The sequence below is a fragment of the Ornithinimicrobium carbonis genome (assembly GCF_050703245.1).
Classification (GTDB): domain Bacteria; phylum Actinomycetota; class Actinomycetes; order Actinomycetales; family Dermatophilaceae; genus Ornithinicoccus.
On the sequence record NZ_CP192647.1, the window covers coordinates 2,844,367 to 2,867,937 of the forward strand.

General features: G+C 73.5%; 21 protein-coding genes and 1 pseudogene. 4 read left to right on the forward strand and 18 right to left on the reverse strand.

Going from position 1 to position 23,571, the window contains the following annotated elements; translation table 11 throughout:
* Window positions 1-5 precede the first annotated feature (5 nt).
* From guaA to ACQ95T_RS14310, 7 genes and pseudogenes are all read right to left on the reverse strand, one after another.
* The gene (guaA, locus tag ACQ95T_RS14280; RefSeq protein WP_431473033.1) at window positions 6-1,604 is read right to left on the reverse strand and encodes a glutamine-hydrolyzing GMP synthase; all 1,599 of its coding nucleotides are present in this window, start codon (window positions 1,602-1,604) and stop codon (window positions 6-8) included.
* Window positions 1,601-1,936 (reverse strand): DUF3817 domain-containing protein, encoded by a 336-nt coding sequence (locus ACQ95T_RS14285; protein WP_425941617.1) that lies wholly within the window; start codon window positions 1,934-1,936, stop codon window positions 1,601-1,603. The genes guaA and ACQ95T_RS14285 overlap by 4 nt, the downstream gene beginning before the upstream one ends.
* The gene (locus tag ACQ95T_RS14290; protein WP_431473034.1) at window positions 1,933-2,820 is read right to left on the reverse strand and encodes an SURF1 family protein; all 888 of its coding nucleotides are present in this window, start codon (window positions 2,818-2,820) and stop codon (window positions 1,933-1,935) included. The genes ACQ95T_RS14285 and ACQ95T_RS14290 overlap by 4 nt, the downstream gene beginning before the upstream one ends.
* Window positions 2,821-2,890: 70 nt before the next feature.
* Complete coding sequence (locus ACQ95T_RS14295; protein ID WP_425941621.1) at window positions 2,891-4,273, reverse strand: YncE family protein; 1,383 nt, start codon at window positions 4,271-4,273, stop codon at window positions 2,891-2,893.
* A complete protein-coding gene (locus ACQ95T_RS14300) occupies window positions 4,263-5,381 on the reverse strand; it encodes a GuaB3 family IMP dehydrogenase-related protein (RefSeq protein ID WP_425941623.1) in 1,119 nt (372 codons plus the stop codon). The genes ACQ95T_RS14295 and ACQ95T_RS14300 overlap by 11 nt, the downstream gene beginning before the upstream one ends.
* Window positions 5,382-5,431: 50 nt before the next feature.
* Window positions 5,432-6,953 (reverse strand): annotated as a pseudogene (guaB, locus tag ACQ95T_RS14305) (IMP dehydrogenase).
* A gap of 1,536 nt (window positions 6,954-8,489) precedes the next feature.
* The gene (locus ACQ95T_RS14310) at window positions 8,490-9,080 is read right to left on the reverse strand and encodes a sigma-70 family RNA polymerase sigma factor (protein ID WP_425941627.1); all 591 of its coding nucleotides are present in this window, start codon (window positions 9,078-9,080) and stop codon (window positions 8,490-8,492) included.
* A gap of 288 nt (window positions 9,081-9,368) precedes the next feature.
* Between ACQ95T_RS14310 and ACQ95T_RS14315 the strand changes: the two genes are divergently transcribed.
* Entirely contained in the window at window positions 9,369-9,659 is a 291-nt protein-coding gene (locus ACQ95T_RS14315) for a WhiB family transcriptional regulator (RefSeq protein WP_425941629.1), read from the forward strand.
* An 83-nt stretch (window positions 9,660-9,742) separates the two neighbouring features.
* Here the strand turns inward: ACQ95T_RS14315 and groL are convergent, their stop codons facing one another.
* The 3 genes from groL to ACQ95T_RS14330 all read right to left on the reverse strand — a co-directional run bounded on the left by groL (window position 9,743) and on the right by ACQ95T_RS14330 (window position 13,298).
* Complete coding sequence (gene groL, locus ACQ95T_RS14320) at window positions 9,743-11,350, reverse strand: chaperonin GroEL (protein WP_425941631.1); 1,608 nt, start codon at window positions 11,348-11,350, stop codon at window positions 9,743-9,745.
* A gap of 179 nt (window positions 11,351-11,529) precedes the next feature.
* Window positions 11,530-11,826: a co-chaperone GroES gene (groES, locus tag ACQ95T_RS14325; RefSeq protein WP_425941633.1), complete on the reverse strand. Its 297-nt coding sequence runs from the start codon at window positions 11,824-11,826 to the stop codon at window positions 11,530-11,532.
* 203 nt (window positions 11,827-12,029) lie between these two features.
* Window positions 12,030-13,298: a phospholipase D-like domain-containing protein gene (locus ACQ95T_RS14330; protein WP_425941635.1), complete on the reverse strand. Its 1,269-nt coding sequence runs from the start codon at window positions 13,296-13,298 to the stop codon at window positions 12,030-12,032.
* Window positions 13,299-13,331: 33 nt separating this feature from the next.
* On the opposite strand from ACQ95T_RS14330, the gene ACQ95T_RS14335 reads away from it, so the two are divergent.
* Complete coding sequence (locus tag ACQ95T_RS14335; RefSeq protein ID WP_425941637.1) at window positions 13,332-14,603, forward strand: class I SAM-dependent methyltransferase; 1,272 nt, start codon at window positions 13,332-13,334, stop codon at window positions 14,601-14,603.
* Between the two features lie 35 nt (window positions 14,604-14,638).
* Here ACQ95T_RS14335 and tsaD read toward each other — a convergent pair whose 3' ends face one another.
* The 5 genes from tsaD to ACQ95T_RS14360 form a co-directional block, all read right to left on the reverse strand.
* Window positions 14,639-15,709, reverse strand: coding sequence for a tRNA (adenosine(37)-N6)-threonylcarbamoyltransferase complex transferase subunit TsaD (tsaD, locus tag ACQ95T_RS14340; RefSeq protein ID WP_425941639.1), 1,071 nt, complete (start codon window positions 15,707-15,709; stop codon window positions 14,639-14,641).
* Window positions 15,706-16,218, reverse strand: coding sequence for a GNAT family N-acetyltransferase (locus tag ACQ95T_RS14345; protein WP_425941641.1), 513 nt, complete (start codon window positions 16,216-16,218; stop codon window positions 15,706-15,708). Before ACQ95T_RS14345 ends, tsaD begins: the two co-directional genes overlap by 4 nt.
* Window positions 16,215-16,898 (reverse strand): tRNA (adenosine(37)-N6)-threonylcarbamoyltransferase complex dimerization subunit type 1 TsaB, encoded by a 684-nt coding sequence (tsaB, locus tag ACQ95T_RS14350; protein ID WP_425941643.1) that lies wholly within the window; start codon window positions 16,896-16,898, stop codon window positions 16,215-16,217. The genes ACQ95T_RS14345 and tsaB overlap by 4 nt, the downstream gene beginning before the upstream one ends.
* A 78-nt stretch (window positions 16,899-16,976) precedes the next feature.
* Window positions 16,977-18,200: an HD-GYP domain-containing protein gene (locus ACQ95T_RS14355; RefSeq protein ID WP_425941645.1), complete on the reverse strand. Its 1,224-nt coding sequence runs from the start codon at window positions 18,198-18,200 to the stop codon at window positions 16,977-16,979.
* Complete coding sequence (locus ACQ95T_RS14360; RefSeq protein ID WP_425941647.1) at window positions 18,197-19,483, reverse strand: HD-GYP domain-containing protein; 1,287 nt, start codon at window positions 19,481-19,483, stop codon at window positions 18,197-18,199. Before ACQ95T_RS14360 ends, ACQ95T_RS14355 begins: the two co-directional genes overlap by 4 nt.
* Window positions 19,484-20,008: 525 nt before the next feature.
* On the opposite strand from ACQ95T_RS14360, the gene ACQ95T_RS14365 reads away from it, so the two are divergent.
* Complete coding sequence (locus ACQ95T_RS14365; protein ID WP_373288732.1) at window positions 20,009-20,083, forward strand: 50S ribosomal protein bL37; 75 nt, start codon at window positions 20,009-20,011, stop codon at window positions 20,081-20,083.
* A gap of 140 nt (window positions 20,084-20,223) precedes the next feature.
* Here the strand turns inward: ACQ95T_RS14365 and rsrA are convergent, their stop codons facing one another.
* From rsrA to ACQ95T_RS14380, 3 genes are all read right to left on the reverse strand, one after another.
* A complete protein-coding gene (gene rsrA / locus ACQ95T_RS14370; RefSeq protein WP_425941649.1) occupies window positions 20,224-20,520 on the reverse strand; it encodes a mycothiol system anti-sigma-R factor in 297 nt (98 codons plus the stop codon).
* Window positions 20,517-21,182, reverse strand: coding sequence for a sigma-70 family RNA polymerase sigma factor (locus ACQ95T_RS14375; RefSeq protein ID WP_425941843.1), 666 nt, complete (start codon window positions 21,180-21,182; stop codon window positions 20,517-20,519). Before ACQ95T_RS14375 ends, rsrA begins: the two co-directional genes overlap by 4 nt.
* 150 nt (window positions 21,183-21,332) lie before the next feature.
* Entirely contained in the window at window positions 21,333-22,226 is an 894-nt protein-coding gene (locus ACQ95T_RS14380) for an SGNH/GDSL hydrolase family protein (RefSeq protein WP_425941651.1), read from the reverse strand.
* Between the two features lie 95 nt (window positions 22,227-22,321).
* On the opposite strand from ACQ95T_RS14380, the gene ACQ95T_RS14385 reads away from it, so the two are divergent.
* A complete protein-coding gene (locus tag ACQ95T_RS14385; protein ID WP_425941654.1) occupies window positions 22,322-23,563 on the forward strand; it encodes a pyridoxal phosphate-dependent aminotransferase in 1,242 nt (413 codons plus the stop codon).
* Window positions 23,564-23,571: the final 8 nt, after the last annotated feature.

Consider the following 23,571-nt stretch of genomic DNA (forward strand, 5'->3'; position numbering starts at 1 on the left):
ACCCCTCACTCCCACTCGATGGTGCCCGGCGGCTTGCTGGTGACGTCCAGCACGACCCGGTTGACCTCGGGGACCTCGTTGGTGATCCGCGAGGAGATCCGGGCCAGCACGTCGTAGTAGGGCACGCGGGTCCAGTCGGCCGTCATCGCGTCCTCGCTCGAGACGGGTCGCAGGACCACCGGATGCCCGTAGGTGCGCCCGTCGCCCTGCACCCCCACGGAGCGCACGTCGGCCAGGAGCACGACGGGGCACTGCCAGATCTCCCGGTCCAGCCCGGCCGCGCTGAGCTCGGCCCGGGCGATCGCGTCGGCGCGGCGCAGGACGTCCAGACGGGGGCCGGTCACCTCGCCGACGATCCGGATGCCCAGCCCGGGGCCGGGGAAGGGCTGGCGCCAGACGATGGACTCCGGCACGCCGAGCTCCAGCCCGACCTGGCGCACCTCGTCCTTGAAGAGCGTGCGCAGCGGCTCGATCAGCTGGAACTGCAGGTCGTCGGGCAGACCGCCCACGTTGTGGTGGCTCTTGATGTTGGCCGCGCCCGTCCCCCCGCCCGACTCGACGACGTCCGGGTAGAGGGTGCCCTGCACGAGCCACTTGACCGGGTGGTCCCCGCCGGCGACGGCGCCCGGGGCCTCGTGGGCGCGCACCACGTCCCGGGCCGCCTGCTCGAACACCCGGATGAACTCCCGGCCGATGACCTTGCGCTTCTCCTCCGGGTCGCTGACCCCGGCCAGCGCGGAGAGGAAGCGCTCGCGGGCGTCGACGACCACCAGGTCGACACCGGTCGCCGCGACGAAGTCCTCCTCGACCTGCTCGGCCTCCCCCTCTCGCAGGAGCCCGTGGTCGACGAAGACGCAGGTCAGCTGGTCGCCCACGGCCCGCTGCACCAGGGCGGCCGCGACGGAGGAGTCGACTCCGCCGGAGAGTCCGCAGAGCACCCGGTCCTGGCCCACCCGTTCGCGGATCTCCTCGACGAGCTGGTCGGCCACGTTCCCGCTGGTCCAGGTGGGTTGGATGCCGGCACCGCTGACCAGGAAGTTGGTCAGCACCTCCCGCCCGTGCGCCGAGTGCAGGACCTCGGGGTGCCACTGGACGCCGTAGAGGCGACGGTCGTCGTCCTCGAAGGCCGCCACCTCGGCGCCCGGGGTGGTCGCGGTCACGCGGGTCCCGGGGGGCGCTGCGGTGACGGCGTCGCCGTGGGACATCCAGACCTGCTGGCTCCCCGGCTGCCCGGCGAACAGCGTGCTGCCGGTGTCGGTGACCGCCGCGGTGGTGTCGCCGTACTCGCGCGACCCGGTGCGGGCGACCGCCCCTCCGAGCGCCTCGGCCATCGCCTGGAACCCGTAGCAGATGCCCAGCACGGGCACGCCGGCCTCGACCACGGCCTCCTCCAGGGCGGGAGCGCCCTCGGCGTACACCGACGACGGACCTCCGGAGAGGATGATGGCGGCCGGGTCCTTGGCCAGCATCTCCGCAGCCGGCATCGTGTGCGGCACGATCTCGCTGTAGACGTCGACCTCGCGCACGCGGCGGGCGATGAGCTGGGCGTACTGGGCGCCGAAGTCGACGACCAGGACCGGTCGCTGGTCCAGGGGCTGGGTCACGCCGCCACCCTATCCGCGTCGACCCGCTCCCCCGCGATCTGCGCGGAGGCCTCGCGGCTGACCCGGTGCTCGACCCAGAAGGACAGGAACGGGACGCACCCGGCCAGCATGACGAGCACCATCCGCCCCAGTCCCCAGCGCAGCTCGAAGCCCAGCAGGGCGACCGCGGCCACGTAGACCATGTAGAACCACCCGTGCGGCGCCGGCCACCAGGCGAGGGCGTGGTTGTCGAAGCCGTAGCGCAGGACCATGTGCGCCACGAGGACCAGCAGGCCGACCCCCACGAGGAAGGCCATCACGCGGAAGAAGGTGAGCTTGGCACGGGCGGTCATCGGTGGTCTCCTCGGGAGCCGGTGGTGGTCAGGGGTCGGCGGGCGGCGGGTATGCCGGCCGCGCCCGGCCCGGGCGGGCCGTCGTCGGGGTCGGTCCCGTCGCCGGGGTCGGTCCCGTCCTGCGGCCCTCTGTCGGGTCCTCGGGCCGTTCCGGTGTCGTTGCCTCGCGCCGCGTCGCGGAGGAAGCGCAGGTACATGTAGACCGCGAACGCCGCGAAGACGAACCACTGCAGGCCGTAGCCGAAGTTGCGCCACACGATGCCGCTCTCGCCGAAGACCGGCGGAGGGATGCGGTCGACCCCGGCCGACGTCAGGGCAGGGGGGTCCTCCTCGACCAGGAAGAGAAAACCGGTGAAGAGCGGCTCGTCCCAGTCGTTGACCAGGTCGGCGCTGTCAATGGACGCGCGGATCCCCGGCGGCCAGGGTCCTCCCTCCACGGGGGACTCGCTGGGCGCGAGGGTCCCGGTGAGCCGGACCGGGGACTCCGGCGGTCGGTCCGCCGCCGACGGGTCGGTCACGAAGCCGCGCACGACGGGCAGCAGCGCAGGTTCCCCGGAGGCCGAGGTGCGCAGCGGCGTCACCACCCAGTAGCCCCGGTCACCCTCGAGCAACCGGTCGGGCACGAGGAACTGGTGCTCCGGGACGTACCGGCCCTCGGCGCCCACCGACAGGCCGGCCGCGTCGTCGGGGAAGGTCCGGTGCGGAGCCGTCACCTCGCCCAGGGGCTCGGTGGGCCGGGCGGCCTGCTCGACGGCCCGCTCCCGGGCGGCCTCGTTGCTGCTGACACCGATCTGCCAGGTGCCCAGCTGCACGAACGCCCAGACGACTGCGACGAGCAGCGCCAGCAGTGCCAGCCAGGGGGGCCGGAGGGCGGTGCGGATCACGCTTCCAGGGTAGGTGATGGCACCGGGCCGACCGACACGCCCGGACGGACGGGCGCCCGGTCCGGCCGGGCTACAGCTGGGTGCTCTGGTCGTCGAAGACGTACATCGAACCGTTGTAGCAGGCGACCCAGACGGTGTTGGTCACCGGGTCGTAGTCGATGCCGATCGGATCGGCGTCGACGTTGCGCTTGTCGATGACGGTCATGTCGGAGGTGCGGACCTTGGCCACCGTGGCCTCGTTGTAGTTGACGACGTACAGCGCGGTCTCGTCCGGGGACATGGTGACGCTCCGCGGCTCCAGGCCCGGGGAGACCTCGTCGACGATCTCGTCGGTGTCGGTGTCGATCTTGTAGATCGTGTTCGCCGAGCTGACCGTCATGTAGAGGGTCGACCCGTCCTCGGTGAGGTTGAGGTGCCGCGGCCGCAGGGTGGTGTTCATCACGAGCTCGCTCGTGCCCGCCTCGATGTCGATCTTGAACAGCGACTGGGCGTACATGGCGACCACGTAGGCCGTGTTGCTGTCGGGCATGATCGCGATCCCCCGGGGGGACTCGTTGACGTCGATGACCTTGACCTCCTCGGCCTTCTCGACGTCGACGACGGAGATGCTGGCGTCGCACCAGTTGGAGACCAGGATCGTGGACTGGTCAGGGGTGATCTCCAGGTACTTGGGCACGGCTCCGACCTTGATGACCTGGTCCCAGGCCATCTCCTCGGCGTCGAACCGGTAGACGAAGGAGGGCCCGACCCCGCTGTCCTGGGTGCAGGCGTCGAACCCCTGGACCCCGAAGTTCTCGCCGAACATCGTGTACTGGGACACGTAGGCGTACCGCCCGTCGGCGGTCCAGACGGCCTCCACCGGTGATCCCTGGGAGATGCCGGGGTGCCCCTCGACGCCGAACTCGCCCAGGTCGACGGCGTCGTCCAGGACGGCCACCCGCTCCCGGGTCACCGAGTCGAACACGGTCGAGGTGTGGCTGTACATCATGTTGTTGGCGATCATCAGCCCGTGGTCGGAGGACATCACCGACTTGGGGGTCATCTCCCCGGTCAGGTAGTCCAGCGGCTCCATGGCCGTGGTGTCGCTGGGCATCTCCGCGGGGACGGCCTCGCGCTGCCAGATGGCCGGCGGCCCCTCGCTGGTCGGCGCGGCCTCGTCCTTTGCCCCGTCGTCGGAGGCCTGCGCGTCCTCGTCCTCGTCCTCGGTCTCCTCGTCCCCGGGCGCGGGGGCCGGGGCCGCCACCCCGGGGGCGTCGTCCGTCCCGGCCGCGTCCGCGTCCTCCCCCCGACCTCCGAGCCAGACCGCGACCCACACCACCAGGAGGAGCAGCAGCACGCCGACGCCGGCGGCCACCGCCCGCCGGCGGCGCACGTAGACGGGGTCCTTGCGCATCTGAAGCCCTCCGGCGAGTCCCGGCCGGTGCCGGCCGCCGATGTCGTCCTCAGTTGCCATAGGGGGCCACCACAACTTCCACTCGCTGGAACTCCTTCAGGTCGGTGTACCCGGTCGTGGCCATCGCCCGCCGCAGGGCACCCATCATGTTGGTCGTGCCGTCGGCCGCGGTCGCGGGCCCGACGAGGATCTGCTCGAGCGTGCCGACCGTCCCGACGTCCACCCTCTCCCCCCGGGGAAGCTGGGGGTGGTGGGCCTCCGGGCCCCAGTGGAAACCACCGCCCGGCGCCTCGGTGGCGCGTGCCAGGGCGGCGCCCAGCATGACCGCGTCGGCACCGCAGGCGACCGCCTTGACGATCTCGCCCGAGTTGCTCGCCCCGCCGTCGGCGATGACGTGGACGTAGCGTCCGCCGGACTCGTCGAGGTAGTCGCGACGCGCCGCGGCCACGTCGGCGATGGCTGTCGCGGCGGGCGCGTGGATCCCAAGACTGGTCCGCGTGCGGTGCGCCGAGCCGCCGCCGAAGCCGACGAGGACACCCGCCGCCCCGGTGCGCATCAGGTGGAGGGCGGCCGTGTATGTCCCGGCCCCGCCGACGACGACGGGCACGTCCAGCTCGTAGATGAAGCGCTTGAGGTTGAGGGGCTCGGCCCGGCCGGAGACGTGCTCGGCGGAGACCGTGGTCCCCCGGATGACGAAGAGGTCCACGCCGGCGTCGACGACCACCTTCCAGAACTGCTGCGTGCGCTGCGGGGAGAGCGATCCCGCGACCGTGACACCGGCCTCACGGATGCTGCGGAGGCGCTCGGTGATCAGCTCCGGCCGGACGGGGGCGTCGTAGAGCTCCCGCATCCGCACGGTCGTCTCCGCCGGGTCGAGCGAGGCGATCTCGGCGAGGGCGGAGGTGGGGTCGTCGTAGCGGGTCCACAGACCTTCCAGGTCGAGCACCCCCAGTCCCCCGAGCCGACCCACCTCCACCGCCGTCTCCGGCGAGGTCACCGAGTCCATCGGCGCTGCGAGGACGGGCAGCGCGAAGTGGTAGGCGTCGATCTGCCAGGAGATGGAGACCTCTTCCGGGTCCCGGGTGCGGCGGGAGGGGACGACGGCGATGTCGTCGAAGGTGTAGGCGCGTCTCCCACGCTTGCCGCGTCCGATCTCGATCTCGCTCACCCGCCCAGGCTACCCAGTGCAGGGCGGTGCTCCGGTCCGCACACACCGGGTCAGCGGCTGTAGTTGGGCGCCTCGGCGGTCATCTCGACGTCGTGCGGGTGCGACTCCTGCAGGCTGGCCTGGGTGATCCGGACGAACCGGCCCTTCTCCTGCAGCTCGGGCACGGTGCGGGCGCCGACGTAGAACATCGCCTGCTTCAGACCGCCCACCATCTGGTGCACGACCGCGCTCACGGCACCCCTTGTAGGGCACCTTGCCCTCGACGCCCTCGGGCACCAGGTGCTCGTCGCTGGCCACCTCGGCCTGGAAGTAGCGGTCCTTGGAGAAGGACTGCTGTCCCCGGGAGCTCATCGCGCCGAGCGACCCCATCCCCCGGTAGCTCTTGAACTGCTTGCCGTTGACGAGGATCAGCTCCCCCGGCCCCTCCTCGCACCCGGCGAGCATGGACCCCATCATGACCGACTCGGCCCCGGCCGCCAGCGCCTTGGCGATGTCGCCGGAGTACTTCAGACCGCCGTCGGCGATCACCGGCACCCCGTGCTCGCGGGCCGCCGCCGCCGCCTCGTGCACCGCCGTCAGCTGCGGCGCGCCCACACCCGTGACCACCCGGGTGGTGCAGATGGCGCCCGGGCCGACCCCCACCTTGACCGCGTCCGCCCCCGCCTCCACGAAGGCCCGTGCACCGGCGGCCGTGGCGACGTTGCCGCCGACCACCTGCACGTGCCGCGTGGCCGGGTCGGACTTGAGGCGGTGCACCATCTCGGTGAGCAGCCGGACGTGGCCGTGGGCGGTGTCCGCGACGAGCACGTCCACCCCCGCGTCCACGAGGGTGGTGGCCCGGTCCCAGGCGTCGCCGAAGTACCCGATGGCCGCGCCCACGAGCAACCGCCCCTGGCCGTCCTTGCTGGCGCGCGGGTACTGCTCGGACTTGACGAAGTCCTTGACGGTGATGAGTCCCACGAGACGACCCTCGTCGTCCACCAGCGGGAGCCGCTCGCGCTTGTGGGCCCGCAGGATGCGGGTGGCCTCCTCCCGAGACACGTCGGCCGGAGCCGTGACGAGCGGAGTCGGGGTCATCACGTCCCGGACGAGGGTGCGCTCCCACTCGGCGACCGGCGTGAATCGCAGGTCCCGGTTGGTGCAGATGCCCAGGAGCCGGGCGTTCTCGTCCACCACCGGCAGGCCGGAGACCCGGTAGGTGCCGCAGACCCGGTCCAGGTCCTCCAGGGTGGCGTCCGGTCCGATCGTGATGGGGTTGGTGATACGGCCGGTCTGCGTGCGCTTGACCATGTCGACCTGGGCGGCCTGGTCGGCCACGGACAGGTTCCGGTGCAGGATGCCGATCCCGCCCTGGCGGGCCATCGCGATGGCCATCCTCGCCTCGGTCACGGTGTCCATGGCCGCCGACACGAGGGGCACGCGCAGGGAGATCTCCCTGGTCAGGCGGCTCGTCGTGTCGATCTCGTCCGGGACCAGGTCGGTCTCTCCCGGCAGCAGGAGAACGTCGTCGTAGGTGAGCCCCAGGCGGGCGAACGCCGGGGGGACGGGGCTGGTGTGGTCGACCGGGGTCATGCACCGAATTCTAGGGGCCACCCGGGCGCCCTCCCGCCTCGCCCGTCGCCGCGGGCCTAGGGCCGGGGACGGTCGTCCTGATGACGCCCGGGGGCCGAGGGCGGTGGATCCGCCGGACCCTGGTCCAGGGGTGGACCGGTCACCGGCGGCGGTGGCGGGGGCACGGGCTCGCCCGGCGACGGCTCGGTCGGGGACGGTTCCGGCGGCGCGGGTTCCGAAGGCCCCGGGGGCTGAGTCGGCGGTCCCGGCCCATCTGCCCCTGGGGGCTGCGCCGGCTCCCCGGCACCCGGTGGCTGGGTGGGCTGCACCGGCTCCATGGCCCCTGGGGGCGGACCGGGCGGCACCGGGCCGGGCGGCGGTGCCCCCTCCGGTGGCGGGGGTGCGGCGGGGTCGGCCGGGGTGGTGGGATCGGCGGGGTCGGCCGGCGTGGTGGGCTCGGCGGGGCCGGCGGGTGGGCCTCCGTCCGCGGGTCCTGCGGGTCCGGTCGGCGGGACCGGCTGGGCTGGGGCGGCGGGAACACCCGGCCCGCCCGGGTCGGCGGGGGCCGTGGCCGAGCGCCCGGCACCGGGGACGGCAGGGATCGCCGGACGCCCCGGTTCCCCCGGGTCGGCCGGGGTGGCCGGACGGGACGACGTGGCGAAGCCGGACACGTCTCCCCGCCCTGCCGGTTCCGCCGGTACAGCGGGGGTGGCGCGCGACCCCGGGCCACCGGGGTCGGCGGGGACGGCCGGGGTGGCCGGATCTGTCGACCACCGACCTCGGGGGCCTGCCGGGGCGCCGGACGCGGAGTCCGCCGAGGACCGGAAGGTCGTCGCAGGGACCGACTGCGAGGCCGGGCCCCCCGCACCGACAGCGGTCTGCGGGTCCGGTGGAACGACGGTGCCCGCCGGGGCCGGAGCACCGGCCGCCTCTCCCCGGTCCGACGGACGGACCGGGTCGTCGACGAGCACGACGGGCGCCTCTGCCGGAACCGTGCCGGTCCCGGCCGGGTCCGGCGGGGACACGGGGTCCGGGAGGCCACCGGAGGCCACCAGGCCGAGGTCCAGCCCCAGCCAGGCCGACACACCCGCGCCCGGCTGTCCCACGTCCGGTACGGGCGGGGACGGGTCCTGGGCGGAGGGGAACAGGGACCACGCCCCCGACCACGGCGCGAGCGCCGGATCGGACGCGTCCTCGCGCACGGTCGTCCGGGTCTCGGGGGCCGCGACGCCGAAGGAACCACCATCTGGTTCATCCAGCCCGGTCAGGGCGGCAGCGATCGTCGACCCGGTCACCAGGACCGCAGCCAGCGTCCCTCCCCCGAGCCAGCGCCGCCGTCCCGCAGGCCGACGCGTCCCCGGGACGGTACCGGCGGGTCGGGGCACGGCCGCGGGCACGGAAGGTCCGGCGGAGCGGACCTCCGGGTCGCCGTCGACCTCCTGGGCGAAGGCGAGCAGGGCGCGGGTCAGGGTGTCGTCCTCAGGACCGGCGGGCAGGCGGTTCCCCAGGGCGTCGAGCAGACGGTCCGTCAGCAGCAGGTCGGGAAGCGCGGTCATCTCACTGCACCTCCCAACGGTCCCGCAGGGCGGCGAGCGCCCGGTGCTGGAGCACCCGCACCGCCCCGGGCGTCGAACCGAGGACGTCGGCGGTCTCGCGGGCCGTCAGCCCGACCGCCACCCTGAGGATCAGGACCTCCTGGTGCTTCTGCGAGAGGGTGGAGAGCACGTCCCGCAACCGGGAGGCCTCGTCGGCGGCCACCACGTCGTCCTCGGCCGAGCTGACCCGACCCTGCGGCCACGCGGGCCCCTGCACGTCCGCGGTCACCGGACCCCGGGCCTGTGCCCGCTGTGCGTCCGCGACCTTGTGGGCCGCGATCCGGTAGACGAAGGCCTCGAACGGCACCCCGCGCTCGTCGTAGGCCGGGAGCGCGGTCAGCACGGCCATGCAGACCTCCTGGGCCACGTCGGCCGACAGCTCGGACGCCGCCGGATAGGTGCCCAGCCGGGCCCGGGCGTACCGGTGGGCCAGCCGGTGGACGTGCGCGAGCAGCTCCTCGCGGGCCTCGGCGTCACCCTCCCTCGCCCGGGTCGTCAGGGACCGGTCCTCGTCGATCCGGTCCACGGGCCGGTCCAGCGGCGCGCCGCCCATCGAGCCCCTCCCTGTGCGTCCTCCGGCACGACGCCCCGGCGCGCCGTACCCTCCGTGCGGGAACGACCCCCAGGGCACCGCGGAGGAAGACACGACCACCAGTTCGACCTCCTGCCTCGCCCGAGCGTACCGGCCGGGGTGCTGTGGAGCACCTGCCGGACCACCCCTGGGGGGGAACCCGGTCCGGACTTTACCCTCCCCATACCTTCATCCGGTATAAACCGTGGTGAGGCATCGTGCAACACCAGGGGGGCCATGCGCGTCCGCATGCTCCCGTAAGGAGGAACCGTGGCAGAGACCGTCCACCAGCCGGGTCCTGTCGCCGACCTGTGGGAGTGGCAGTACCAGGGGGCCTGCCGCACCGCCAGCCCCGAGGTGTTCTTCCACCCCGAGGGCGAGCGCGGCCCGGCACGTCGTCGTCGGGACGAGCGGGCCAAGGAGGTGTGCGCCACCTGTCCGGTCCTGGTGCGCTGCCGCGACCACGCACTGGCCGCCCGGGAGCCCTACGGCGTCTGGGGCGGGATGACCGAGGACGAGCGTCAGGCGTACTACGCCCAGGAGGACGCCGCCGGGGCCTGAGCGCCCGGCCCCACGCTCCCGCCCAGCGCGAAGGCCCCGCCCGGTGGACCGGGCGGGGCCTTCGTGCGTGTGGACGGACCGGGTCAGTGGCTGTGGCCGTGCCCGTGGTCGTCCTCGTCCTCCTCCGGCTTCTCCACGACCAGCGTGTCCGTGGTGAGCACCATCGAGGCGATCGAGGCGGCGTTGCGCAGCGCCGACCGGGTCACCTTGACCGGGTCGATCACCCCGGCGGCGAAGAGGTCGCCGTACTCCCCGGTCGCGGCGTTCAGACCCTGGCCGGGTGCCATCTCCGCGACCTTGGTGGTGGCGACGTAACCCTGGATGCCGGCGTTCTCGGCGATCCAGCGCAGCGGCTCGACGACCGAGCGTCGCACGACCTGGGCGCCGACCGCCTCGTCGCCCTCCAGCTGGAGGTCGTCCACGGCCGAGGCCGCGTGCACGAGGGCCGAACCGCCGCCGGCGACGATGCCCTCCTCGATGGCCGCCCGGGTGGCCGAGACGGCGTCCTCGATGCGGTGCTTCTTCTCCTTCAGCTCCACCTCGGTGTACGAGCCGACCTTGATGACGCACACACCGCCGGCGAGCTTGGCGATCCGCTCCTGGAGCTTCTCCTTGTCCCAGTCGCTGTCGGAGGCCTCGGCCTCGCGCTGCAGCTGGCTGACCCGGTCGGCGACGGCGTCGGCGTCCCCGCCGCCCTCCACGAGGGTGGTGGAGTCCTTGGTCGAGACCACGCGACGGGCGGTGCCGAGCACCTCGAGACCGACCTGGTCCAGCTTGAGCCCGACCTCCTCGGCGACGACCTGGCCACCGGTGAGGATGGCCATGTCCTGCAGCATCGCCTTGCGGCGGTCCCCGAACCCGGGGGCCTTGACGGCCACCGCGTTGAAGGTGCCGCGGATCTTGTTGACGACCAGGGTCGAGAGGGCCTCGCCCTCGATGTCCTCGGCGATGATGAGCAGCGGCTTGCCCGCGCCCACGACCTTCTCCAGCAGGGGAAGCAGGTCGGCGACCGCGGAGATCTTGCCCTGGTGCAGCAGGATCAGCGCGTCCTCCAGGACGGCCTCCATGCGGTCGGCGTCGCTGACGAAGTAGGGCGAGAGGTAGCCCTTGTCGAACTGCATCCCCTCGGTGAAGTCCAGCTCCATCGCGGTGGTGGAGGACTCCTCCACCGTGATGACGCCGTCCTTGCCCACCTTGTCGAAGGCGTCGGCGATGAGCTCGCCGATCTCGGGGTCCTGCGCGGAGAGCCCGGCGACCTGGGCGATCTCGTCCCGGCCCTCCAGCTCGCGCGCGGTCTCCAGCAGACGGTCGTTGATCGCGGCCACCGCCTGGTCGATGCCGCGCTTGAGCGCGGCCGGCCCGGCACCGGCGGCGACGTTGCGCAGGCCCTGGTGGACCATCGCCTGCGCCAGGACGGTCGCGGTGGTGGTGCCGTCGCCGGCGATGTCGTTGGTCCGGGTGGCGACCTCCTTGGCCAGCTGGGCCCCCAGGTTCTCGAAGGGGTCCTCCAGCTCCACCTCGCGGGCGATCGTCACGCCGTCGTTGGTGATCGTGGGGGCGCCCCACTTCTTGTCGAGGACGACGTTGCGGCCCTTGGGGCCCAGCGTGACCTTGACCGTGTTCGCGAGCGCGTCCACGCCGCGCTCCAGCGCCTTGCGGGCCTTGTCGTTGAACTCAAGCTGCTTGGCCATGGGCTCACAGCTCCTTTCGGGGTATGGGGTGGGAACGCACGCGGCCCCGCCCCACCTCGCCGCGGGGGCGGGTCGGGCGGGGCCGGTTCGTGCGTGGGCCGGCGGTGCCGGCCGAGGTGGACCCGCAGGGCCTGCTCGAGCCACGGCGGGCTCGGCGGGTGCGGGTCCTCACCGGTGCGTCAGCCGACGATGGCGAGCACGTCGCGGGCGGAGAGGATCAGGTACTCCTCGCCACCGTGCTTGATCTCGGTGCCGCCGTACTTGCTGTAGATGACCCGGTCGCCGACCTGGACGTCCATGGGGACGCGCTCGTCGCCGTCCTCGTTCCAGCGGCCCGGACCCACGGCCAGGACCTCGCCCTCCTGGGGCTTCTCCTTGGCGGTGTCCGGGATGACCAGACCGGAGGCGGTGGTCTGCTCGGCCTCGACGGCCTTGACGACGATGCGGTCCTCGAGCGGCTTGATGGAAACCGACACGGTTACCTTCCTTTGCATGGGGCCGACCGGGGGTTCCCGGCCGGTGCGGTCGTGGTGCGGACGTCACTCCCTGCGCGCCCGGCCGCCGTCGCGGGTGCCGACCGGGTGTGCTGGCACTTGCGTGCCGAGAGTGCTAAGGACGAATCTAGGCTCGTCCTTAGCACTCGGTCAAGCCGAGTGCCAGGACCCGGGACGGAACAGGGTCACATCAGGTGGCCCAGAGGCCGCAGGGCCCACTCGATGAGCCCGTAGTAGCGCGGCCTCCTGCGCCACTCCTCCAGGCTGAGCTCGCGGCAGGCCTCCAGGTCGCGCCGGAAGATCTCCTCCATCCGCCCGGCCTGGGCCGGGTCCACGATCTCCATGTTGATCTCGTAGTTGCCCCGCAGCGACAGCCGGTCGATGTTGGCCGTACCCACGGTGGCCCACGCGCCGTCCACGGTGGCCGTCTTGGCGTGGACCATCACGTTGCGGTACAGGTGCAGGTGGACACCGCCCTCGAGCAGGGTCTCCCAGTAGGAGCGTGCCACCACGTCGGCGAGCACGTGGTTGGACCACTCCGGCAGGACCACCCGCACGTCCACCCCCCGCCTGGCGGCCCCGAGGAGCCCCTCGAGGATCTCCTTGTCGGGGATGAAGTACCCCTGCGTGATCCAGATGTGGTGCTGTGCCCGGTCGATCGCCTCCAGGTAGAGCGCCCGCACGGGGTAGATGAGTCGGCTCGGTTCGTTGCGGGCGGCCCTCACCGAGGGGTTCCAGTGCGGGGACCCGCTGTCCGGCAGCTGCGGCAGCTCCCGGCGCCGGTGACGGTTCCAGAAGTCGACGAAGGCGTTCTGCACCTCCCAGACGCCCGGGCCCCGCACCCGCAGGTGGGTGTCCCGCCAGCGGGTGGCGTACAGGGACCCGATGTTGTACCCCCCGACGAAGCCCACCACCCCGTCCACGACGAGGATCTTGCGGTGGTCCCTGCCGCTGCGACGGACGTTGATGAGCGGGATCCCCGCGCGGACCACGGGGAAGGCGAGCACGTGCACGCCGTCGGGAAAGCGCTTGAACGACGGCGGGACCACGATGTTGGCGAAGCCGTCGTAGACGACGCAGACCAGCACGCCCCGCTCGGCCGCCCGCACCACGGCGTCCTTGAACCGCTGCCCGACCTCGTCACCCTTCCAGATGTAGGACGCCAGGTAGACGAAGTGCTCCGCGTCGTCGATCGCGGCGACCATGTCGTCGTAGAGGATCTCGCCGTAGGTGTAGGTGGTGATCTCGTTGCGCCCGACGGTCGCCTCACGCGGCTCGTCGGCCGGGGCCTGGTGCTCCTCCCGCGGGCTCCGCCGCTTGCGCAGCTCGTCCGCGGCGACCACGGCCGCGGCCAGCCCCAGCTGACCCGCGATCCCCCACCCGACCACCCGCACCGCGGCCTGCCGGCCACGACGCAGCAGGGTGTGGATCTCAGGGGCGAGGACGCGGGGCATGGACAGCAATCTACTGGGCGCAGAATGGACGCCGTGGCACCGGACGACGACCAGGGTCCCCAGGACCGTGCTGCTGCGGTGCTCCGCAGCCTGCACGACGGAGCCGGGCGCGCCGTGCTGGACGCGCTGCCGCCCTACGACGAGGACGACGTCCTGGGCCTGACGGCCCGGCTGCGGGGCGAGGGGGTCCCGGCTGACCTGGTGGCGGCGGCGCTGACCCAGGCGCGCCTGCGGGCCCGCGGACGCGCCCGCCTGGGCGACCTGGTCGACCGGTTGCTGCTGACCGAGGACGGGCTGGAGCAGGCGACCCGGCCACCCGTGGCGGCCCGCCACGCGGCCCGGTTCGTCGACGCCGGCCTCGACCACGTCTGGGACCTGGGGTGCGGGCTCGGCCTGGACGCCCTGGCCCTGGCGGAGGCCGGCCCTGCGGTGACGGCGGTCGACCGCGACCCCGCGGTGGCGGCGGCCGCCCGGGCCAACCTGTCGGCCCACTCCCGGGTCCGGGTCCTCGAGGGGGACGTGGAGGACGTCTCCCCGGCCCCCGGTGACGGTGTCTGGTTCGATCCAGCCCGCCGTAGCCCCGGGGTGGCCGACGTCCACGGCCGCACCCGCCGCCGGTCCCGGCTCAGCGAGCTGTCCCCCTCGTGGGAGCACGTGCAGGCGGTGGCGACCGGGGTGGAGGGGGCGGGCGTCAAGCTCTCACCGGGCTTCTCCCCCACCGACGTCCCGGCCGGGGTCGAGGCGGAGTGGGTCTCCCTCGGCGGGGACGTGCTGGAGTGCGCGCTGTGGTGGGGTGCGGCCGCAGCCTCCCCGGGGCGGTCGGCCGTCGTGGGGTCGGTGCCACGCACCGGAGAGGCCGGGCCGGTGCAGTGGCACGTCGTCCGTCCGCCGTCGGACGAGCCCGACGTCCTGACGGCGGGGCAGCACCCGGGACCCTTCCTGGCCGAGCCTGACCGCGCGGTCGTCGCGGCCCGGCTCACCGGAGCGCTCGCCGCGGCGGTCGAGGGCCACGAGCTGGACCACGGGGTCGGCTACGTGTCGGCCGACCGTCCCCGTCCCCTCCCCTGGGCCCGCTGGTACGCCGTCCAGGAGGTGCTCCCCCTGCGGGCACGCCAGGTGCGCGCCCGGCTGCGGTCGATGGGAGCCGGCCGGGTCACGCTCAAGAAGCGGGGGGTCACCGTGGACCCCGACAGGTTCCGCGCCGAGCTGCGCATGGGCGGGGAGGGCCCCGAGGTGGTGCTGGTCCTGACCAGGGTGGCCGGACGTCCGGCCACCCTGGTGGTCCAGCCTCTCACCGCCTCCTGACGCGGGCCCGCCCTGGTCGGTGGTGCCCGGCCCGCTCAGTGGTGGTGGTGCCCGGGTCCTCCGAACGCCTGCACCAGCTCCACCGGCTGGGAGGAGTCCGCGGGCAGGTCCAGCTCGGAAGGCGCGCGACCCTTCTGCACCATCTGGGCCCCCAGGGCCGCCACCATCGCCCCGTTGTCCGTGCACAGCCCGGGGCGGGGCACCCGCAGACGGATGCCGGCAGCGTCGCACCGTTCCTGCGCGAGCGCCCGCAACCGGGTGTTGGCCGCCACTCCGCCACCGATGAGCAGGTCGTCGACGCCGTGCTCGGCGCAGGCCAGGACCGCCTTGCGGGTGAGGACGTCGACGACCGCCTCCTGGAAGCTGGCGGCGACGTCCGCCACGGGGACCGGCTCGCCGGTGTGCTCCCGGGCCTGGACCCACCGGGCCACCGCGGTCTTCAGGCCCGAGAAGGAGTAGTCGAAGCGGTGCCGCTGCAGGTCCCGCCCGGACGTGAGCCCGCGGGGGAAGTCGATGGCCACCTGGCTCCCCTCCCGCGCGGCCCGGTCGATGTGCGGGCCACCGGGGAAGGGCAGCCCCAGCAGGCGCGCGACCTTGTCGAAGGCCTCTCCGGCGGCGTCGTCGATGGTGGCTCCAAGCGAGCGGATGTCGTGCGTGACGTCCGGTACCAGCAAGAGGTTGGAGTGTCCGCCGCTGACGAGCAGGCCCATGGTGGGCTCCGGCAACGGTCCGTGCTCCACCACGTCGACGGCGACGTGCGCGGCGAGGTGGTTGACCCCGTAGAGGGGACGGTCGAGGGCGATCGCCAGGGCCTTGGCGGCCGCCACCCCCACGAGCAGCGCACCGGCCAGCCCCGGGCCGGACGTCACGGCGACCGCGTCGACGTCCCGCAGCTGCACACCCGCCTCCCGGCAGGCCCGTTCGATGGTGGGGACCATGGCCTCGAGGTGGGCTCGGCTGGCCACCTCGGGCACGACCCCGCCGAACCGGGCGTGCTCGTCGACGCTGCTGGCGATCGCGTCGAAGAGGAGCGTCCCGCCGCGGACCAGACCGACGCCGGTCTCGTCGCAGCTGGTCTCGATGCCCAGCACCAGGGGTTCGTTCACCGGACCGACAGCTCCTTGCGCAGGACGAGGGCGTCGACGGCGGGTCCGCCGTCGTCGGAGCGGTAGTAGCCGCGCCGCAGATGCACCTGGTGGTAACCGGCGGCGGCGTACAGGCTGCGGGCGCCGACGTGGTCGGCCCGGACCTCCAGCATCATCACCCGGCAACCACGTTCCCGCGCACCCTGGTGCAGACGGTCCAGCAGCTTCGCCCCCCAGCCGAGGCCCCTCAACCGGGGGTCGACCGCGAGCGTCATGACGTCTGCGACCTCACCGTCGGAGCTGAGTCCGGCATACCCCAGGACCGGCTCAGGATCCGCAGGGGTGGATCCGCGTCCCGGAGCCGGACCCCCCGGTGCGACCACCCAGTAGGACCGGGTGGGGCGGGCGGCCAGCTCGGCCCAGAACACGGACTCGGACCACGCGTCGGAGGGGAAGCAGCGGCGTTCCAGCTCGGCCATGTCGGCCAGGTCGCGCCAGCCGGCGGGGCGCAGGTGCAGACCGTCCCTCACGTGCGCGCGCTCCTGGTGGCGGCGACGACCGCGTCCGGCCGCCGCAGGTAGAGGGGCTCGGGGGGCAGCTGCGCCCGGCCGGCGTCGGGGTGGTCCCCCTCGACGATCCGGTGGGCGAGGGCCGCGAGGACCCCGGGATCGACGTCGACGGCTGCCTGCGGCAGGGCGTTGGTCAGGGCCTCGGGGTAGAGGGAGGTGCCACGACCCACGCTGGGCAGCTCCCGCACCTGCAGGGGGAGGTCGGCGGCGCGGGCGACGCCGGGCCCCTGGACCCGTCGGGCGGCGTTCGCGCCCACCTCGTAGACCGCCCAGTAGACCTCCTTGCGTCGTGCGTCGGTGGCCACGAGCACGGGACCCTCGTGCCGACCGACGAGCGCGTGCGCCAGGGCGTCGAGCGAGCAGAGGCCCGTCGGCGCCGGAAGACCGAGCGCGTGCGCCATCACCAGTCCGGTCACCACGCCCACCCGCAGACCGGTGAACGGCCCGGGCCCGACACCCACCACGACGCGGGTGAGGTCCGTGCGGTCGACACCCGCGTCGAGCAGCACCCGTCGGACGGCCGGTGCCAGGAGCTCGCCGTGGCGGCGGCCGTCCTCGTGCACGGCGCGGGCGACCACCCGGGCACCGTCGTGCAGCGCGGCACCGACGGCCGCGGTGGAGGTGTCGATCGCCAGCAGCACGCCTCCAGGCTAGCGGCTGACCGGCACCTCCTCGTGCGGCTGGCCGCGCATGCCTGCTGCCCCACCGCCGGCCCCGGGTCAGCCGACGCGCGACAGCCGCTCGGCGGCCACCGGTGACAGCCGCCCCCTGCGGACGAGGTGCCGCAGGAGCGCCGCAACCACCTCGGGGTCGTACTCGTGGGGGGTGTTGCGCAGCAGCCGGGCGAGGGCGTCGGTGGGATCGGACCCTCCCGGCCCCTGGTGGGTGAGGTCGTCGTAGGCGGAGACCGCCCGGACCACCCGTGCGGCCGGCGGGACGTCACCCCGCAGGACCGCCCGGTGGTGGGGCAGGCCGACGTCGGCCACCGTCGCCGCCAGCCGCGAGAGCTCGGCCGTGCGCGCCAGGATGGCCGCCCCGGTGCTGGCGATCCGGCGCTGGTCCCGGGCGGAGACCTCGACGGTCGCCCCTCCCGGGACGGGACGGCGAAGACCCACCTGCCCGACGTCGTGCAGCAGCGCTACCGCCTCGACGTCCCGGAGCTCGGCGTCCGGGACGCCGACCTCGCGGGCGACCGGCACGGCAAGGGTGGCGACCCGGTGGGCGTGGCCGCGGGCGGTGAGCCCGGCCTGGTCGGTGAGGCGCGCCAGGGCGAAGAGAGTCTGCCGCTGGGCGGCCCGGATGCGGCGCTGGCGGGTCACCGCCGTCTGCAGCACCCCCAGGGGCACGAGGAAGAGGACGAGGGCGACCGGGCCGAGGACCTGCAGGGACAAGGCCATGACGGCGGCCGTGGACGCCGTGGCCAGCGCGAGCGGGCCGTGCCTGCCGAGGTCGGTGGTCAGCTCGGCGAGGACGGAGACCGGTTCGACCCGGGCCCGGACGGTGGAGCGCGCCAGGATCGGCACGGCCACGGTCACCACGGCCACCGCCAGCAGCAGGAGCGCGACCAGCCCGCTGCCCACCCCGGGCTCGGCCGCCCGCTCCAGCAGCGTCTCCCCGCCGGGGCCGGCGACGCGGGCCAGCGTGCCGGCCACCAGGACCGTCCCCAGGGCCCGGGACAGGTCCGCACCGAGCGAGGAGGTCGACCGGTGGACCGCGGCGACCACGAGCACCGCCGCGACCGCCAGGCCCGACGGGCCGACCAGACCGCCCAACCCCACCGGGGGTGAACCGGTCGCCGGCCAGGCCGTGGACACGGCGACGGCGATGCCGGTCGCCTGGGCCAGGGGGGCGTCGCGCACGGCCCCGGGGACGGCGACCCGCCAGGCCTCGCCCAGGATCATGATGGCCAGGGCGACGAGGGCCGCCCCCGGTCCGAGGATCACCGGGGACGCCCCAGGCTCTCGGGACGCCACCGGGCGTAGGCGTCGCTGACGCGGGGGTCGTCGTGGTCCACCCAGCTGGTCGTCGAGGCACCGCCGGCCTCGGGCACTGCAGACCTCGTCGCACCGTCCGACCGGACCTGCGGGGCGGCCGGGGCCGAGCGGTCCACGCCCAGCGCAGAAGCGAGCGCCTCCACCACCTCCGGGTCCAGGTGGGTGCCGGCGCGCCGGCGCAGCTCGGCCACCGCCGTGACGGGGTCGCCCGCACCCTCGCCCCGGTCCACCGTGAGGGCGTCGTAGGCGTCGGCGACGGCGATGACGCGGGCGGCGAGGGGGATCTGGTCGCCACGCAGCCCGGCCGGGTAGCCCCGGCCGTCCAGCCGTTCGTGGTGGTGCCGCACCGCCGGGAGGGCACCGGTGAGGAAGTCCAGCCCCCGCAGGACGTCGACCCCCGCCACGGGGTGCCCGCTGAGCACGCTCAGCCGGGTGAGCGGCTCCCGGTCGGCTCCCGTGGCCAGCTCCGGTCGGACGGCGACCATCCCGATGTCGTGCACCAGCGCGGCGTACCGCAGGTCCTCGGCCGCCTGCCCACGGATCCCCAGCCCGGCGGCGATCCGGTCCACCAGGTCGGCCACCCGGGCACTGTGGCCGACCGAGGCGGGATCGGCCTGCTCGAGGGCCGCCACGAACGTGGTGACCGTCTCCTGGTGCTCCCGTCGGGCCGCCACCTCCCGGCCGATCGACCAGTGGGCGACCAGCAGCGGGCCGAGCACGAACAGGGCGCTCAGCGCGCCGAGGCCCGCCGGACCCCAGAGCACGGCGAAGAGAAACGCGACGACGACGTGGGTGAGGTAGCCCCATCCCAGGCTGCGCAGCACCCGCGAGACCGTCTCGGACGTCGGGGTACCGCGCATGATCCGGAGCATGACCGCGATCGCCACGGCGTTGAGCGCCGTCATGGCCGCGTAGGCGACCAGCAGCGGCAGCCCCACCCGCAGCAGCAGGCCGACGGGATCCAGCTCCACCTGCCGGATGCGCAGGCCCCCGAGGCCCAGGTAGACGAGCCCCCCGCCGGCACCCAGGAAGCCCGTCATGGCGACGTTGAAGGCCCGGGTGCGCCAGCGGTTGCGTCGAGGGTCGAGCGCGTAGGCGGTGGCACCCACCAGGACCGCACCCGAGGGGCCGGACAGCGGCAGGGCCGCGGCGAGGACCACCATCGCGACCGACACGCCCAGGTGGGGGCCGAGATCACGTTCCCGCAGCGCGACCCCGGCCACGCCCAGCACGAGGAGAGCGATCAGGACGTCGGTGCTGGGTCGACCGTCCGCGCCCTCGTTGGTCCAGCCCCACCAGCAGACGACCCCGGCCGCGAAGGCCAGCGCCAGGATGTAGGCGTCCGCGCGCAGCGACGCGGGGCCGACGCCCTGGCGTCGGCCCCGCGTCGCGAGGGTCTGGCTCGTCAGTCCTCCAGGGAGACGACGTCGATGCCGATCCCGCCGAAGGAGGAGAGCAGGGCGATGAAGAGCTGGTACATGTCGGGGGGTCCTTTCGTCCGTGTCCCGCGGGGGGACACCCGGGCAGACAACGGCCGGGGGAGACCGTCTGTCTACTGTGGCACAGCGCGCGGGTGCCGTCCTGCCAGGTGGGACCCCTCGAACCACTTCTTGAACAAGACTTTACCCACGGAGTGACGAACGTCACATCTGAGTCGAGACGCCGTTCTGCCGTGTGCGATGATGAACCGATCGCCCACCGCGCCCTCGCCGGCCGGCGGGCCGACCGACCACGTCCCTCGACCCACGGAGGCTCCCATGAGCAAGCGTGCCCGCAAGCGCCGCGACCGCAAGAAGAAGGCGGCCAACCACGGTCGCAAGCCCAACGCCTGACCGCACCACGACGAAGGACCGGACCCCGGCCGGGGGTCCGGTCCTTCGTCGTGCCGGGCGTTCCAGCTGCGGGCGTTCCAGCTCGGCGACCTGCCTCCCGGCCGGTCCTCCCACCGCACGCCCGGACGTGGGCCCCAGGATCAGCGCTCGCGGCGCTCCCGCACGACCGTCACCGAGGTCGTCGTGATGCGGGTGAGGATCTGGGTGCGCAGTGCCGCCGGCGCCTGCTCACAGGCGCAGGCGCGGCGCACGAGGGCCTTGATCAGCAGGTCCCGCTCGTACTCGGCCAGGCAGGACCCGCACTCGTCCAGGTGCTCCTGGATGCGCTCCTGGTCCACCGGGCCGGTCTCGTTGTCCACGAACTCGAACAGCCGCAGGACCACGTCGGCGCAGTCGACGGCCTGGGCATCGTCGCGTTCGTCGTGCCGGTGGTTCATCGGCGGGCCTCCTCCGGTGAGGAGATGACTCCACGCTCGACGGCGTAGTCGGTGAGCAGCTCCCGGAGCTGCTTGCGCCCGCGGTGGAGCCGGGACATCACCGTCCCGATGGGCGTGTCCATGATCTCGGCGATCTCCTTGTAGGAGAACCCCTCGACGTCCGCGAGGTAGACCGCGAGCCGGAAGTCCTCCCCGATCGAGGCGAGCGCCCGGGTCACGTCGCTGTCGGGAAGGTGGTCGAGCGCCTCCGTCTCGGCCGAGCGCAGGCCCTTCGAGCTGTGCGAGGCCGCCCGGGCCAGCTGGTAGTCCTCGATCTCGGCCGCGTCCGACTCCAGCGGCTGCCGCTGCTTCTTGCGGTAGGTGTTGATGTAGGTGTTGGTGAGGATGCGGTACATCCACGCCTTGAGGTTGGTTCCGGGCCGGTACTGGTGGAACGCCGCGAAGGCCTTGGCGTAGGTCTCCTGGACCAGGTCCTCGGCGTCGGTGGGGTTGCGCGTCGTCCGCAGCGCCGCCGAGTACATCTGGTCGAGCAGGGGCATGGCCTCGCGCTCGAACCGCGCGACGCGCTGCTGCTCCGTCTCGGTGGCGACGTCCACGGTGGCGTCCGCCTCCGCGAGCGCCTGGGCGTCGAGCTCCGCGATCGTGGGCTGGTGGGTGTCCATCGACGTCCAGCCTATCCCGTGGTCGCCGACCAGCGCGCTCGCGCCGGCCCGCTCCCCCGGGAGATGGGTGGTGATCAGCACAGGCTCCTCCTGCCTCGACTCGGTCCGTTGGCGGCAACGGCGCGACCGGGCGAGGCATTCCCGTCCCGGTCAGGGAGCCTCCAGCGTCTCCCCCACCGTCCGGGCCCACAGCAGGGCACCGTCCTCGTCGGGATGCACCCGGTCCGCGAGGAGCGCCCCCGGGTCGCCCGTCTCCTCGAAGGCCGCGGCAACGTCGATCGTCGGCAGCCCCTCGTCCGTGGCCAGCTCGGCCAGGGCGCGCCGGACGTCGGCGTTCGCGTCGTCGGCCTGCGGCTGCTGCAGCGTGACCACGACGGGGATCTCGGCACCGAACCGCTCCCGCAGGGTGGACAAGGTCCGGGACGTGCCCTCCCGCACGCTCTCGACGCTGTCGTTGTGGCCGAAGTTCAGGATCACCAGGTCCGGCTCCTCCGGCACGAGGGCGTCCATCCGCTCCACCGGGTATGCCGCACCCGCGCCCGACTGGTGGCCGGAGTAGATCGTCACGGCCTCGCCCTCGGCGTCCTGGCCCAGCAGCACCGGGTCGATGTAGCCGTCCTCGGTCCACTCGTTCCAGGACACCACCCGGACCGGCCGCTCGGACGCCAGGGTCCGCCCCCACGCGTAGACCCACTCCCAGGTCTCGTTCCCCGTGGAGTCGCCCAGGGCGGCCACGACGACCGGCCCGTCCTGGTCCAGGACTGCGCGGGCCTCGTCCGGCCGGGGACCGTCGACTCCGCCGTCCGCGGTGCGGCCCTCGTCCCCGGGCACCCCGGCCGTGGACGTCGCACCGTCGGGGACCGACGGGGTGGCCCGGGACAGGTCGGCCAGGCCCGCCGCACCGGCGCGGGCCGACGCGCCGGGCTCGCCGGACCCGCCGGGGCCGGCCGTCCCCGGGCCCGACACCGCGGTGAACGTGAGCACGCTGAGGGCGCCGGCGAGCAGGGCCAGCAGGACCAGTCCCACGTCCTGGAGCCTGCGCATCCGGCCACCTCCCTCGAGCTGCGCACCGGGTGGCCCGACGCCACCGCGTCCAGTGCCCTGGCAGGGTACCTGCTGGCAGGTGCGACGATGGGCTCGTGAACGCGAGCCTCCGCCATCCCCTCCGCGAGCTGACCCAGCCGCTGAAGCTGCAGAACGTCCTCTACGAGATCCGTGGGCCCGTGGCCGCCCGGGCGGCCCAGCTGGAGGCCGAGGGGCACCGCATCCTCAAGCTGAACATCGGCAACCCGGCGCCGTTCGGCTTCGAGGCTCCGGACACGATCCTGCAGGACATGATCGCCGCCCTGCCCACCGCGCAGGGCTACTCGGAGTCCAAGGGGATCCTGTCGGCCCGCCGGGCGGTCGTCGCGCGGTACGAGGAGGTGTCCGGGTTCCCGGACCTGGACGTGGACCACGTCTACCTGGGCAACGGCGTCTCCGAGCTGATCATGATGACCCTCCAGGCCCTGCTCGACCCCGGGGACGAGGTCCTGGTTCCGGCGCCGGACTACCCGTTGTGGACCGCGGCGACCTCGCTCGCCGGCGGGACCCCCGTGCACTACCTGTGCGACGAGCAGGACGGCTGGAACCCCTCCGTGGAGGACATCCGCAGCCGGATCACCCCGCGCACCAAGGCCATCGTGGTCATCAACCCCAACAACCCCACCGGAGCGGTCTACTCGCGGGAGGTCCTGGAGCAGATCGCCCAGGTGGCCCGGGAGCACTCCCTGCTCGTGATGGCCGACGAGATCTACGACCGGATCCTCTACGACGGCGCCGAGCACGTCTCGATCGCGGCCCTGGCTCCCGATCTGCTGTGCCTGACCTTCAACGGGCTCTCCAAGACCTACCGGGTCGCCGGCTACCGGGCGGGCTGGGTGGCGATCACCGGGCCCACGCACCACGCCCGGGGGTTCCTGGAGGGTATCGAGCTGCTGGCCTCCACCCGGCTGTGCCCCAACGTCCCCGCCCAGCACGCCATCCAGGTCGCGGTCTCCGGGCACCAGAGCATCGAGGAGCTCATCGCCCCCGACGGGCGGCTGACCCAGCAGCGCGACATCGCCGTCTCCATGCTCGGTCGGATGGAGGGCGTCTCCGTGGTCCAGCCGCACGGGGCGCTCTACGTCTTCCCGCGGCTGGACCCCGACGTGCACGAGATCCGCGACGACGTCCGGCTGTGCCTCGACCTGCTCGAGCAGGAGAAGATCCTGGTCGTCCACGGCACGGGGTTCAACTGGCCCACCCCGGACCACCTGCGGATCGTCACCCTCCCCTGGGGCTCGGACCTGCGCGCGGCCCTGGAGCGGATGGGCAACTTCCTGGCCTCCTACCAGCAGTGAGGTGAGGG